Raw genomic sequence first — 14,644 nt, forward strand, 5'->3', positions numbered from 1 at the left:
CAACGTCATTGGCGTTGCAGGTAGGCAGCAAGCAACGCTGCTCACCCTGCAGTTTCAACGATACAGGGTATTATTGGGCGCTATTCTGACGCCACCATTCTGCTAGCAGAATACCGGTTGCCACTGATACGTTCAGGCTTTCTACCCGGCCAGTACCGCCGATAGACACACTCATATCGCCCTGCTGCCAAGCGCTATCGGTCAGGCCGTCACTCTCTTGCCCTAATACCAGCACCATTTTGGCAGGCAGTTCAGCTTTTGACAGACTGACACCTTTATGGCTCGATGTGGTCACAATGGTGTAACCGGCTTTACGGAAGGTATCCAACACTGAGAGGAAATCGTCTGCATTGATAGCCTTGATATGTTCCGCACCACCTTCAGCCGTACGCACCGCCGCACCCGACTCCAGCATCGCCGGATCTTGCAACAATACGCCGTTAATACCGAAATGCGCGCAGGTCCGCATAATGCCGCCGAGGTTATGTGGGTTACCCACATCTTCCAGCGCCAGTACACAATCTTTAGCCTGAGTCTGCTGTTGCAGATAGGTTTCTGCATCCAGGCCCTGGCGTTTCTTGATAAGGAAGCACACGCCACCATGGTGTTCAGTGCCAGAAGCCTTCGCCAGCTCTTCTTCCTCAACCACATGATAAGCCTTGCGGTTAGCCGCCATCCATTTCAGCGCTTCGCGAAAACGTGGGGTAACAGATTGCACAAACCAGGCACGGACGATAGCGTCTGGGCGGCTTTCAAATAATGCCTTACAAGCGTTCTCGCCATAAACACGCGTTTCTTCAGCCCGCTGACGGCGCAATTGTGCCGGATCTACATGACTTTTACCGCTGATACCACCATGATCAAACTCTGGCTCTTCTGATGGCGCACGAGATACTGTTTTCCACGGTGAATCGTAAGGTCCATTGCCTTCAGAACGTGCCGGGCGGCTAGGACTCACGCGTTCATTACGGCCGGAATCGTTACGACGTGAATCATTACTACGCGGTGAGCTGCCCCGACCTGCATTATCACCTGGACGACCTTTGCTTGCCGGACGCTGGTTTTTACTACGGTTATTGTTGTTACGGTCGTCGCTGCTGCTTTCGTCACTGCGGACGTACATCACTTTGACTTTGCCGTTTTTGCCACTAAATGAATCGTTCATTGTCTTCTCCACCAACGCGCAGGGCGCGAAGATTACCTGATGTCCGCCCGGTTAGCCATAACCAAGCGCTAAAAGCTAGCAACTATCGTATTCATCGAATAAACCTTTTTGGCACTTATCTCATTTATCTCCATAATAGATAACAACAAGGAAACAAGTCAGCGATGTTTTCTCTTCTATCTATTGAGACACTAAATAAAGGCTAATCTATGAATACGGTATGTGCAGCTTGTATGGCGACTAACCGCCTACCGGAAGAACGTATTGATGACGGCGCTAAATGTGGGCGCTGCGGCCACTCTTTATTTGATGGCGAGGTGATTAACGCCACCACTGAAACGCTGGATAAATTGCTGCAAGATGACTTGCCGGTGGTCATCGACTTCTGGGCTCCGTGGTGCGGCCCTTGCCGCAGCTTCGCGCCGATCTTTGAAGACGTGGCCGCAGAACGTACCGGAAAAGTCCGCTTCGTCAAAGTTAACACCGAAGCCGAACCTGAACTCAGTACCCGTTTCCGTATCCGCAGCATTCCAACTATTATGCTGTATCGCAACGGTAAAATGATCGACATGCTCAGCGGCGCATTGCCAAAAGCACCTTTTGATCATTGGTTAGATGAGCAATTATCAGTAGCGTCAGCCGCCCGATAAGCTAGTTTAACCCATTTATCGCGTTTCGGCGCAACGTAGTCACCCGGTGAAATTGATGCCCTGACAGTTTTTTGTCGGGGCATTGTTTTTTTGTTTTATGGTATGACTAAGCACAAGGGTTGATTAGAATAGCGCTATTTCATCAGGAGTCCGTCGTGACTGAAATATTCATCACCGACCATGCGTTAAGTTTAGATACGGTCCTCACGACGGAAAATGCCGTACTGCGTTTACGCCAGCAGCGTTTAGCCGCATCCACTCGCGCCTATCGTGCCCGTGGCTGTCGGGCAATACGTTGTCAGGGCTGCCTGTTGGCAGAGCGTTTTTGTTTGTGCGATACCATAAAACCGCAGCCAGCCGCCAGCCGCTTTTGCCTGATTATGTTTGATACCGAACCTCTAAAACCCAGCAATACCGGTCGCTTAATCGCTGATATTCTGCCCGATACCCAGGCATTTCTCTGGGCACGCACTGAGGTTGCCCCTGAGTTGCTCGCAGCCATTAGCGACCCGACGCGCCAGCCATATGTCGTATTCCCAGAAAAGTACGCTGAACCGCCACGGCAGATACTCAATCACTTGCCCATCAGCGATAAGCCTCCGCTATTTATACTGCTGGACGGCACCTGGAACGAAGCCAAAAAGATGTTCCGCAAAAGTCCCTATCTGGCTGACCTGCCGATGCTGTCACTCAATGTCACTAATAGCTCGGATTATCTGTTACGTGAAGCCCCGCGCCCAGAGCAACACTGCACTGTCGAAGTCGCCGCCGCCCTGCTACAACAAGCAGGTGATATCCGGGCCGCAGACCAATTAACGGCCCATTTCCACTATTTCCGCCAGCAATATTTAGCGGGAAAACCTCACCACCCAGTGGGGCGAGTCACAGCAACTGTCGAAGAAAGCACATAAAATCAGATAAGCTGTCTTTAATTTATACCCAATAGATTTCAGGGGCAGGAAGGCAGCTAATCATTCTGGAACCAGTTTGAACAGTATTGATGCGAGCCCGCAGGCTGAGTGAGCGCAGCCAACACACCTGTAATGTCAAAGATGACGGGGATAAACGATGAGCCAACGTGGATTAGAAGCATTACTACGCCCGAAGTCTATTGCGGTTATCGGCGCTTCTGAAAAGCCGGAGCGCGCCGGTTTTCTGATGATGCGTAATTTGCTGGATGGTGGCTTCAATGGCCCTATTCTACCGGTGACCCCAACCCATAAAGCAGTATGTGGCGTGTTGGCTTACGCAAATATCGCTAACCTGCCGATCACGCCCGATCTGGCGATTCTGTGTACTCATGACAGCCGTAATCTGGCTCTGTTGGAAGATCTCGGTATCCGTGGCTGCAAAGCGGTCATCATTTTGTCTGCCGCAACTGAACAGTTCCCAGAGCTGAAAGCCTGCGCGCAACGCCATCATATGCGCCTACTTGGCCCCAACAGTCTGGGTTTGCTGGCTCCATGGCAAGGGTTAAATGCCAGTTTCTCACCCGTTCCCATCAAGAAAGGGCGCCTGGCATTTATCTCTCAATCTGCCGCGGTAGCCAACACCATTCTCGATTGGGCGCAGCAGCGGGAAGTTGGCTTCTCGTATTTTATTGCGCTAGGTGACAGTCTGGATATTGATGTCGATGACTTACTCGATTTCCTGGCCAGAGATGGCAAAACCAGTGCCATTATGCTGTATATCGAACACATCAGTGATGCGCGCCGGTTTTTATCCGCCTCACGCAGTGCTTCGCGCAATAAACCGATTCTGGTGGTCAAAAGTGGCCGCACACAACGTGCTCAACAGTTGCTCAATGGTCAGCAAGGGCTGGACGCGGCTTATGATGCCGCGATTCAGCGGGCTGGCTTGCTGCGGGTGCAGGATACTCACGAGCTATTCTCCGCCGTTGAAACACTCAGCCATATGCACCCGCTACGGGGTGAGCGGTTATTGATTGTCAGCAATGGTTCCGCCCCGGCGGCCATGGCGTTGGATGAGTTGATCAGCCGTAATGGCAAGTTGGCGACCCTTTCTGATACCACCCAATCCGCGTTGAGTGCCGTACTGCCCTCTTTTGTCTCCTTACGTAACCCCATAGACTTGCGCGATGATGCCAGCGCTGAGCGCTATCTGGCGGCGCTTAAACCGCTACTGGACAGTACCGACTACGATGCACTATTGCTGATCCATTCTCCGAGCGCTGCTGCGCCAGGAAGCAAAACGGCGGAATTACTGATTTCAGCTATCCGCCAGCACCCACGCGGCAAGCGCCTTACCCTGCTCACTAACTGGTGCGGTGAATATTCATCGCAAGATGCACGCCGACTGTTCACCGAAGCCGGGATCCCAACCTATCGTACCCCGGAGGGGGCGATTACTGCCTTTATGCATATGGTGGAATATCGCCGTAACCAGAAGCAATTAAAAGAAACACCTGCGCTACCTGTCGGCCTCACCGCCAACACCGCCCACGTGCATCAGTTGATCCGCCAGGCGCTGGCAGAAGGTGCTACCCAGCTTGATACCCATGAAGTACAGCCGATACTTGAAGCTTATGGTCTCAGGACCCTGCCAACCTGGATTGCCAGTGATAGCGTAGAAGCGGTACATATCGCAGAGCGATTAGGTTATCCAGTGGCCATTAAACTGCGCTCACCGGATATCCCGCACAAGTCAGAAGTTCAGGGCGTAATGCTGTATCTTCGCACCGCAATTGAAGTGCAGCGGGCTGCTGATGATATTCTTGACCGGGTAAAACGCACCTATCCGCAAGCCCGTATCCACGGTTTGCTAGTGCAAAGTATGGCGAATCGTGCTGGCGCCCAAGAGTTGCGAATTGCGGTAGAGCAGGATGCGATTTTTGGTCCGTTGATCATGTTGGGTGAAGGTGGCATCGAGTGGCATCATGAAACTCAGGCCGCAGTGGCACTGCCGCCGCTCAATATGGCGCTGGCCCGCTACCTCATTATACAAGCGGTCAAAGGCGGCAAAATTCGCAGCCGTGGATCATTACAACCCTTGGATATCCCTGGGCTGAGCCGTTTACTGGTACAAGTCTCCAATCTTATTCTCGATTGCCCCGAAATCAGCCGGTTAGATATTCACCCGGTACTTGCTTCAGGCAGTGAATTCACGCTGTTGGATGTTTCGATGCAACTGGCACCTGTCAGTGGTGATCCGCAGGCACGGTTGGCGATTCGCCCCTATCCACACGAGTTGGAACAGACTGTAGAGCTTAAAGATGGCTCTCAGTGCCTGTTCCGCCCAATCTTGCCAGAAGATGAGCCACTACTAAAATTGTTTATTGACCAAGTCACTAAAGAAGATCTCTACTATCGCTACTTCAGTGAAATAAATGAATTCAGCCACGATGATTTGGCGAATATGACACAGATTGACTATGATCGAGAAATGGCCTTTGTCGCGGTGCGCCAAAAAAATGATGGTCCTGAAATTATTGGAGTCACTCGCGCGTTGTCTGACCCTGACAATATTGACGCCGAGTTTGCCGTGTTGGTGCGCTCAGATCTTAAAGGGCTGGGATTGGGGAGTGAACTGTTAGAAAAGATGATTCAGTATACTCGCAGCCATGGGTTAACGCGGTTAACAGCGGTCACCATGCCCAACAACCGTGGCATGATCGGTTTAGCTAAAAAACTCGGTTTTAGTATTGATGTACAGATGGAAGATGGGATCGTTAATCTGGAGCTGACACTTTGATTTCAGTTACATGAATCACCGTGATATATACCACAACCCCAAACGATTCGGTCTTTGGCAGGCAAAACTTGCGCACAATCCGCGAAAGTAGTGGTATTATCGCCCAACTCAATGGATTAGTGTTTTTTAGGATATGGCGGTTCTGCCATCAAATAACAAGAGAAGAAGCGCACTGTGATGTTGTCAAAATTCAAACGTAGTAAACATCAACAACACCTTGCACAACTGCCCAAACTCCCCCAGTCAGTTGATGATGTCCAAACGCTTTATTGCCCCAAGGTTTTCCGCTCTACTCTGTTGGATCTAATAGGCCTGGCGACCAAGCGTATTTATCTGGTGGCGCTTTACTTAGAGCAGGATGATGCAGGCCGGGACGTAATGAATGCCCTCTATCAGGCTAAGCTTCAGCGCCCAGAACTGGAGATTTGCGTGCTGGTAGACTGGCACCGCGCACAACGTGGGCGTATCGGAGCCGCTGCGGTCAATACCAATGCTGATTGGTATTGTGAAATGGCAGCCAGTCATCCGAATGTTTGTGTTCCAATTTACGGTGTTCCAGTCAATACGCGCGAAGCACTCGGCGTGTTGCATCTGAAAGGTTTTATCATTGATAATACGGTGATTTACAGTGGTGCCAGTATCAATGATGTCTACCTCTATCAAAACGATAAGTATCGTTATGACCGCTACCAATTAATCACGAATCCATCATTGGCCGAAATTATGGTCGATTACGTGAAACAACGGGTGCTAAGTGCAGGCGCAGTGCAACGCCTTGATCGTTCTGACCGGCCAACCAATCCTGAGATTAAAAATGAGACCCGGCAATTTCGTTCATCACTGCGTGACATCGGCTATCAATTCCCAGCACAAGCGAGTAATGATGAATTAGCCGTCACCCCGTTGGTTGGGTTAGGCAAAAAGAGTCAGCTTAATAAAACGATTCATCATTTAATGGCTTCTGCTGACGAACGTCTCACTATTTGTACACCTTACTTTAACCTGCCGGCACTGTTAGTCCGCAATATCATTTATCTATTGCGTGAAGGTAAACAGGTCGAAATTATTGTTGGTGACAAAACAGCAAATGACTTTTATATTCCAGAAGATCAACCATTTAAGATTATTGGTGCGTTACCTTACTTATACGAAATCAACCTGCGCCGCTTTCTGAGCCGCTTACAGCGCTTTGTCGATAGCGGGCAATTAATTGTGCGCCTGTGGAAAGATGGCGATAACACCTACCATCTGAAAGGAATGTGGGTAGATAATAATTGGCAATTGATTACTGGCAATAATCTGAATCCGCGCGCCTGGCGCTTGGATCTGGAAAATGCCATTTTGATCCACGACCCTAAGCATGAGATGCACGAGCAGCGCGCTAAAGAGCTGGAATGTATCCGTACTCATACTAAAGTTGTCTCACATTACCTTGAGCTTGAAAATATTCAGCAATATCCAGTCAAGGTTCGCAAACTGATCCGTCGTTTGCGTAGGATCCGTATCGATCGGTTGATTAGCCGCATTCTTTAAATATGAAAGCCCGGTTATCTGCCGGGTTTTTTGTATCTCGCCAGAGGAGAGACGGCATGTGGTGCCCACCTTATCTTCGCCTGTTACTTATCGCCCCACTGTTTTTTCTCAGTTCTGCATGTACCCACATGGCTAATGATAGCTGGACTGGGAAAGATAAGGCGCAACATTTTCTTGCTTCCGCCGCCTTAGCCGCCGCTGGCACTGCCTATGGTGAACATCAGAACTGGTCCGATGCCAAGAGCCGTAATTTTGGCCTGTTGTTTTCTATCGGGATCGGGGCAGGTAAGGAGTTATATGATAGTCGTCAAGGTGGGAGTGGCTGGAGCTGGAAGGATTTTGCCTGGGACGTCGCTGGGGCGATAACAGGTTACAGTCTTTATCAAACAGTTAACTGATACCGTTGCAGCGATAAGCATGTTATTTCCTGCCTTACGGTAAACAACTACTGCGGCTCAAACCTTATTTGCCATGTTCAAATCCCCCACGGCTACACCCATAAACAAAAAATTCCCATCAGGGCAGTCTTTTCCATTCTATTTGTCACGTTAACTGTTGAGCTTTACCCTCTGGCCTCTGCCACATTAATCTTCTGATCTGAGCATGGTTTTCTGATTTGAAATTATAAAGTGTCAATATTTGCAGATATCTCCATATTCTGCCTATAGCAAAAACCCCACGCTTTTGGCATAGGTTTTTGCTTGATTTGATGCCTGGCAGTGTGCGAATAGCCGTTGCAAGCAACGTTAAAAATCATTCCTGACAATGTTTTCCTACCATATTCGTCTCATCTTAAGGATGAGTCTCACCCCTAAAGGGGCCAGCGCAGGCGCTGTTCAAACTGCATTCGCAGTAGTATTCGTCTCATCTTGAGGATGAGTCTCACCCCTAAAGGGGCCAGCGCAGGCGCTGTTCAAACTGCATTCGCAGTAGTATTCGTCTCATCTTGAGGATGAGTCTCACCCCTAAAGGGGCCAGCGCAGGCGCTGTTCAAACTGCATTCGCAGTAGTATTCGTCTCATCTTGAGGATGAGTCTCACCCCTAAAGGGGCCAGCGCAGGCGCTGTTCAAACTGCATTCGCAGTTTGTCTGCATATCATCTTCGAGTTAAACCTACTCTCGAGACAAACAAAAAAGGCCACCCGTTAGGGTAGCCTCTTTTGCTTATTTGATGCCTGGCAGTGTCCTACTCTCGCATGGGGAGACCCCACACTACCATCGGCGCTACGGCGTTTCACTTCTGAGTTCGGCATGGGATCAGGTGGGACCACCGCGCTAAGGCCGCCAGGCAAATTCTGTCTAAACTAACCCGCTATGCAATTCTTCACACAGCCAGCCAGCCCAATCTCGGAACATTCGCTGAAAATTTCATTCTCTCTCAAACACAAAACACCTTTGGTGTTGTAAGGTTAAGCCTCACGGATCATTAGTACTGGTTAGCTCAATACATCGCTGCACTTACACACCCAGCCTATCAACGTCATAGTCTTTAACGTTCCTTCAGGGGGCTTAAAGCCCCAGGGAAGACTCATCTCGAGGCAAGTTTCCCGCTTAGATGCTTTCAGCGGTTATCTCTTCCGAATTTAGCTACCGGGCAATGCCATTGGCATGACAACCCGAACACCAGTGATTCGTCCACTCCGGTCCTCTCGTACTAGGAGCAGCCCCTCTCAATCTTCCAACGCCCACGGCAGATAGGGACCGAACTGTCTCACGACGTTCTAAACCCAGCTCGCGTACCACTTTAAATGGCGAACAGCCATACCCTTGGGACCTACTTCAGCCCCAGGATGTGATGAGCCGACATCGAGGTGCCAAACACCGCCGTCGATATGAACTCTTGGGCGGTATCAGCCTGTTATCCCCGGAGTACCTTTTATCCGTTGAGCGATGGCCCTTCCATTCAGAACCACCGGATCACTAAGACCTACTTTCGTACCTGCTCGAGCCGTCACTCTCGCAGTCAAGCTAGCTTATGCCTTTGCACTAACCTCACGATGTCCGACCGTGATTAGCTAACCTTCGTGCTCCTCCGTTACTCTTTGGGAGGAGACCGCCCCAGTCAAACTACCCACCAGACACTGTCCTCACCCCGGATCACGGGGCCGAGTTAGAACATCAAACATTAAAGGGTGGTATTTCAAGGTTGGCTCCATGCAGACTGGCGTCCACACTTCGATGCCTCCCACCTATCCTACACATCAAGGCTCAATGTTCAGTGTCAAGCTATAGTAAAGGTTCACGGGGTCTTTCCGTCTTGCCGCGGGTACACTGCATCTTCACAGCGAGTTCAATTTCACTGAGTCTCGGGTGGAGACAGCCTGGCCATCATTACGCCATTCGTGCAGGTCGGAACTTACCCGACAAGGAATTTCGCTACCTTAGGACCGTTATAGTTACGGCCGCCGTTTACTGGGGCTTCGATCAAGAGCTTCGCCTTGCGGCTGACCCCATCAATTAACCTTCCAGCACCGGGCAGGCGTCACACCGTATACGTCCACTTTCGTGTTTGCACAGTGCTGTGTTTTTATTAAACAGTTGCAGCCAGCTGGTATCTGCGACTGGCTTCGGCGCCGGGAGCAAGTCCCATTACCTAATGCCAGCGTGCCTTCTCCCGAAGTTACGGCACCATTTTGCCTAGTTCCTTCACCCGAGTTCTCTCAAGCGCCTGAGTATTCTCTACCTGACCACCTGTGTCGGTTTGGGGTACGATTTAATGTTACCTGATGCTTAGAGGCTTTTCCTGGAAGCTTGGCATCAACTACTTCACCACCGTAGTGGCTCGTCATCACACCTCAGCGTTGATAAGCAACCGGATTTACCAAGTCACTCCGCCTACATGCTTAAACCGGGACAACCGTCGCCCGGCTAGCCTAGCCTTCTCCGTCCCCCCTTCGCAGTAACACCAAGTACAGGAATATTAACCTGTTTCCCATCGACTACGCTTTTCAGCCTCGCCTTAGGGGTCGACTCACCCTGCCCCGATTAACGTTGGACAGGAACCCTTGGTCTTCCGGCGTGCGGGCTTTTCACCCGCATTATCGTTACTTATGTCAGCATTCGCACTTCTGATACCTCCAGCAACCCTCACAGGTCACCTTCAACGGCTTACAGAACGCTCCCCTACCCAACAACACCTAAGTGTCGCTGCCGCAGCTTCGGTGCATGGTTTAGCCCCGTTACATCTTCCGCGCAGGCCGACTCGACCAGTGAGCTATTACGCTTTCTTTAAATGATGGCTGCTTCTAAGCCAACATCCTGGCTGTCTATGCCTTCCCACATCGTTTCCCACTTAACCATGACTTTGGGACCTTAGCTGGCGGTCTGGGTTGTTTCCCTCTTCACGACGGACGTTAGCACCCGCCGTGTGTCTCCCGTGATAACATTCTTCGGTATTCGGAGTTTGCATCGGTTTGGTAAGCCGGGGTGGCCCCCTAGCCGAAACAGTGCTCTACCCCCGAAGATGAGTTCACGAGGCGCTACCTAAATAGCTTTCGGGGAGAACCAGCTATCTCCCGGTTTGATTGGCCTTTCACCCCCAGCCACAAGTCATCCGCTAATTTTTCAACATTAGTCGGTTCGGTCCTCCAGTTAGTGTTACCCAACCTTCAACCTGCCCATGGCTAGATCACCGGGTTTCGGGTCTATACCTTGCAACTAGACGCCCAGTTAAGACTCGGTTTCCCTACGGCTCCCCTATTCGGTTAACCTTGCTACAAAATATAAGTCGCTGACCCATTATACAAAAGGTACGCAGTCACACCACGAAGGTGCTCCCACTGCTTGTACGTACACGGTTTCAGGTTCTATTTCACTCCCCTCGCCGGGGTTCTTTTCGCCTTTCCCTCACGGTACTGGTTCACTATCGGTCAGTCAGGAGTATTTAGCCTTGGAGGATGGTCCCCCCATATTCAGACAGGATGTCACGTGTCCCGCCCTACTCATCGAGTTCACAGCAAGTGTGCTTTTGTGTACGGGACTATCACCCTGTACCGTGCGACTTTCCAGACGCTTCCACTAGCACACAAACTGATTCAGACTCTGGGCTCTTCCCCGTTCGCTCGCCGCTACTGGGGGAATCTCGGTTGATTTCTTTTCCTCGGGGTACTTAGATGTTTCAGTTCCCCCGGTTCGCCTTGCATGGCTATGTATTCACCATGCAATAGTGCAACGAATTGCACTGGGTTTCCCCATTCGGGTATCGTCGGTTGTAACGCTTCATATCAGCTTACCGACGCTTTTCGCAGATTAGCACGCCCTTCATCGCCTCTGACTGCCTAGGCATCCACCGTGTACGCTTAGTCGCTTAACCTCACAACCCAAAGATGTTTCTTCGTTATTGGTGTGGCTGTGAACACACTCTGCTGTGTTGTGCAGTGCGCGCAATCCTCATGAACGTTGAGTTCACTCCGGTTGCTGTGCGCTGTACGCCTGGCTGAGTGTCTTCTCGCTCACACTGCAACAATGATTAACACATTGGCATTGCGATTATTTGAGAGACTCTAATACAGGTTAATCCTTATCTCAGTCATTCTACGGAGAGATAAGTTTCAGCTGTATTGTTTCAATTTTCAGCTTGTTCCAGATTGTTAAAGAGCAATATTTCACAACACACTGTGCCTTGCGACCGCAGTACGTTTTGAAATAGTTTTTTTATATGGTGGAGCTAAGCGGGATCGAACCGCTGACCTCCTGCGTGCAAGGCAGGCGCTCTCCCAGCTGAGCTATAGCCCCATATAAAAAGCAAAATACCTTATCGGCATAACTCATTCTCAGACAAGGCGCAGTCACGCGACGTTTATGGGAATAAACGAATGTGTCTGTAACGCAGTATGAGGATGAGTTGGTGGGTCTGAGTGGACTTGAACCACCGACCTCACCCTTATCAGGGGTGCGCTCTAACCACCTGAGCTACAGACCCAACAAGGTACTAAAGCCCGACTAATCTCTCAGCCCGGCCTTATTTGCTCGTTACTTTCTATCAGACAATCTGTGTGGACACTGCGCAATGCGTATCGTTAGGTAAGGAGGTGATCCAACCGCAGGTTCCCCTACGGTTACCTTGTTACGACTTCACCCCAGTCATGAATCACAAAGTGGTAAGCGCCCTCCCGAAGGTTAAGCTACCTACTTCTTTTGCAACCCACTCCCATGGTGTGACGGGCGGTGTGTACAAGGCCCGGGAACGTATTCACCGTAGCATTCTGATCTACGATTACTAGCGATTCCGACTTCATGGAGTCGAGTTGCAGACTCCAATCCGGACTACGACAGACTTTATGTGGTCCGCTTGCTCTCGCGAGTTCGCTTCACTTTGTATCTGCCATTGTAGCACGTGTGTAGCCCTACTCGTAAGGGCCATGATGACTTGACGTCATCCCCACCTTCCTCCGGTTTGTCACCGGCAGTCTCCCTTGAGTTCCCACCATTACGTGCTGGCAACAAAGGATAAGGGTTGCGCTCGTTGCGGGACTTAACCCAACATTTCACAACACGAGCTGACGACAGCCATGCAGCACCTGTCTCACAGTTCCCGAAGGCACCGAAGCATCTCTGCTAAGTTCTGTGGATGTCAAGAGTAGGTAAGGTTCTTCGCGTTGCATCGAATTAAACCACATGCTCCACCGCTTGTGCGGGCCCCCGTCAATTCATTTGAGTTTTAACCTTGCGGCCGTACTCCCCAGGCGGTCGACTTAACGCGTTAGCTCCGGAAGCCACGCCTCAAGGGCACAACCTCCAAGTCGACATCGTTTACAGCGTGGACTACCAGGGTATCTAATCCTGTTTGCTCCCCACGCTTTCGCACCTGAGCGTCAGTCTTTGTCCAGGGGGCCGCCTTCGCCACCGGTATTCCTCCAGATCTCTACGCATTTCACCGCTACACCTGGAATTCTACCCCCCTCTACAAGACTCTAGCTTGCCAGTTTCAAATGCAGTTCCCACGTTAAGCGCGGGGATTTCACATCTGACTTAACAAACCGCCTGCGTGCGCTTTACGCCCAGTAATTCCGATTAACGCTTGCACCCTCCGTATTACCGCGGCTGCTGGCACGGAGTTAGCCGGTGCTTCTTCTGCGAGTAACGTCAATCAATCGTGCTATTAACACGACTGCCTTCCTCCTCGCTGAAAGTGCTTTACAACCCGAAGGCCTTCTTCACACACGCGGCATGGCTGCATCAGGCTTGCGCCCATTGTGCAATATTCCCCACTGCTGCCTCCCGTAGGAGTCTGGACCGTGTCTCAGTTCCAGTGTGGCTGGTCATCCTCTCAGACCAGCTAGGGATCGTCGCCTAGGTGAGCCATTACCCCACCTACTAGCTAATCCCATCTGGGCACATCCGATGGCGTGAGGCCCGAAGGTCCCCCACTTTGCTCTTGCGAGGTCATGCGGTATTAGCTACCGTTTCCAGTAGTTATCCCCCTCCATCAGGCAGTTTCCCAGACATTACTCACCCGTCCGCCGCTCGCCGGCAAAGTAGTAAACTACTTCCCGCTGCCGCTCGACTTGCATGTGTTAGGCCTGCCGCCAGCGTTCAATCTGAGCCATGATCAAACTCTTCAATTTAAGATTTGTTTGATTTGCTATGAGTTAACATAGCAATGCTCAAAGATTACTTTCTGCAAATAAGCATTCGAACCGAAATTCAAATGTGTACTGCTTTGGTCACTCTTCAAGACTTTGATATTTCTTCTGCCTGCCGAAACAGGCTTCGATATCGTCTTGCGAGTGCCCACACAGATTGTCTGATAAATTTTTAAAGAGCGTTCGTTACCCGTTTGCCTTTCGGCGAATCTTACGGTAACGCGGGAGGCAGATAATACGCTTTCCCGCTACAGAGTCAACAACTTAATTAGTTAATTTTCTCTGCTCTTCCCGGCCACTCTGTGAAGTTGCTCACAGCGCCGTGTCGATGGATGCGCATTATAGGGAGCCGCTTCAGAATGGCAAGGGTTTATCTTAAAGTTTTTTCCAACTGCTGATTATTTGAACGCAACGGCTACTTATGATGCGTTTTTATCGCTTTTGGCAGATCAGCCAGGCTATTTAGCACCCAATCAGCTATCGCCTCACCTTCTGCGCTAACAGGCTTACCGGTGCGGACTAACACTTTAGTACCGACATTAGCCGCTAATGCTGCCTGCATATCTTCAATTTTGTCGCCAACCATATAAGAAGAAGCCATATCAATGTTCAATTCGCTTTGTGCTTGCAGTAACATACCTGGCAGCGGTTTGCGGCATTCACATGTTTCACGGAACTCCGCTACACTGCCATCGGGGTGATGCGGGCAGAAGTAGATGCCATCCAGATCAACACCACGATCAGCCAAAGACCAATCCATCCACTCGGTGAGACTTACAAATTGCTCTTCGGTAAACATACCGCGTGCAATACCCGATTGATTGGTTACCAATACCAAAGCGAAACCCATGTCTTTCAATTCACGACAAGCATCAATAACACCGTCTATAAACTGGAAGTTATCAATTTCGTGGACATAACCGTGATCAACATTAATTGTACCATCACGATCTAAAAATATTGCGGGGACGGGCTGAGTCACTTATCTGCTCCTGAGGGCT

7 protein-coding genes, 2 tRNA genes and 3 rRNA genes are annotated in these 14,644 nt (G+C 50.5%); 5 read left to right on the forward strand and 7 right to left on the reverse strand.

Going from position 1 to position 14,644, the window contains the following annotated elements; genetic code table 11:
- Positions 1-70: 70 nt before the first annotated feature.
- Complete coding sequence (locus A6J67_RS21250; RefSeq protein WP_005189077.1) at positions 71-1,165, reverse strand: tRNA/rRNA methyltransferase; 1,095 nt, start codon at positions 1,163-1,165, stop codon at positions 71-73.
- Positions 1,166-1,374: 209 nt separating this feature from the next.
- Here A6J67_RS21250 and trxC point away from each other — a divergent pair, with 209 nt between their 5' ends.
- The 5 genes from trxC to A6J67_RS21275 all read left to right on the forward strand — a co-directional run bounded on the left by trxC (position 1,375) and on the right by A6J67_RS21275 (position 7,457).
- The gene (trxC, locus tag A6J67_RS21255) at positions 1,375-1,815 is read left to right on the forward strand and encodes a thioredoxin TrxC (protein ID WP_050073466.1); all 441 of its coding nucleotides are present in this window, start codon (positions 1,375-1,377) and stop codon (positions 1,813-1,815) included.
- Positions 1,816-1,970: 155 nt separating this feature from the next.
- A complete protein-coding gene (locus A6J67_RS21260; RefSeq protein ID WP_005189071.1) occupies positions 1,971-2,726 on the forward strand; it encodes a tRNA-uridine aminocarboxypropyltransferase in 756 nt (251 codons plus the stop codon).
- Between the two features lie 157 nt (positions 2,727-2,883).
- Positions 2,884-5,526 (forward strand): bifunctional acetate--CoA ligase family protein/GNAT family N-acetyltransferase, encoded by a 2,643-nt coding sequence (locus A6J67_RS21265; RefSeq protein WP_005189068.1) that lies wholly within the window; start codon positions 2,884-2,886, stop codon positions 5,524-5,526.
- A 180-nt stretch (positions 5,527-5,706) separates the two neighbouring features.
- A complete protein-coding gene (gene pssA / locus A6J67_RS21270) occupies positions 5,707-7,059 on the forward strand; it encodes a CDP-diacylglycerol--serine O-phosphatidyltransferase (protein WP_390898229.1) in 1,353 nt (450 codons plus the stop codon).
- Positions 7,060-7,115: 56 nt separating this feature from the next.
- On the forward strand, positions 7,116-7,457 hold the full coding sequence (locus tag A6J67_RS21275; RefSeq protein ID WP_032907082.1) for a YfiM family lipoprotein: 342 nt from the start codon (positions 7,116-7,118) through the stop codon (positions 7,455-7,457).
- A gap of 775 nt (positions 7,458-8,232) precedes the next feature.
- On the opposite strand, the gene rrf is transcribed toward A6J67_RS21275, so the two are convergent.
- The 6 genes from rrf to gmhB form a co-directional block, all read right to left on the reverse strand.
- Positions 8,233-8,348 (reverse strand): 5S ribosomal RNA (gene rrf / locus A6J67_RS21280).
- 116 nt (positions 8,349-8,464) lie between these two features.
- Positions 8,465-11,371, reverse strand: a 23S ribosomal RNA gene (locus A6J67_RS21285).
- A gap of 346 nt (positions 11,372-11,717) precedes the next feature.
- Positions 11,718-11,793, reverse strand: a tRNA-Ala gene (locus A6J67_RS21290).
- 110 nt (positions 11,794-11,903) lie between these two features.
- Positions 11,904-11,980: transfer RNA gene (locus tag A6J67_RS21295), tRNA-Ile, on the reverse strand.
- Positions 11,981-12,082: 102 nt separating this feature from the next.
- Positions 12,083-13,625 (reverse strand): 16S ribosomal RNA (locus tag A6J67_RS21300).
- Together the 16S, 23S and 5S rRNA genes with 2 tRNA genes alongside form the textbook arrangement of a ribosomal RNA operon.
- Before the next feature lie 433 nt (positions 13,626-14,058).
- Positions 14,059-14,625, reverse strand: coding sequence for a D-glycero-beta-D-manno-heptose 1,7-bisphosphate 7-phosphatase (gene gmhB / locus A6J67_RS21310; protein WP_042569243.1), 567 nt, complete (start codon positions 14,623-14,625; stop codon positions 14,059-14,061).
- Positions 14,626-14,644 lie beyond the last annotated feature (19 nt).

Origin of the sequence: Yersinia sp. FDAARGOS_228 (assembly GCF_002073315.2) — a bacterium.
GTDB lineage: Bacteria > Pseudomonadota > Gammaproteobacteria > Enterobacterales > Enterobacteriaceae > Yersinia > Yersinia intermedia.

Coding starts and splice junctions, on each gene's coding strand:
- A6J67_RS21275 (WP_032907082.1), top strand. CDS start 7,116: ATGTGGTGCCCACCTTATCTTCGCCTGTTACTTATCGCCCCACTGTTT.
- trxC (WP_050073466.1), top strand. CDS start 1,375: ATGAATACGGTATGTGCAGCTTGTATGGCGACTAACCGCCTACCGGAA.
- A6J67_RS21265 (WP_005189068.1), top strand. CDS start 2,884: ATGAGCCAACGTGGATTAGAAGCATTACTACGCCCGAAGTCTATTGCG.
- A6J67_RS21250 (WP_005189077.1), bottom strand. CDS start 1,165: ATGAACGATTCATTTAGTGGCAAAAACGGCAAAGTCAAAGTGATGTAC.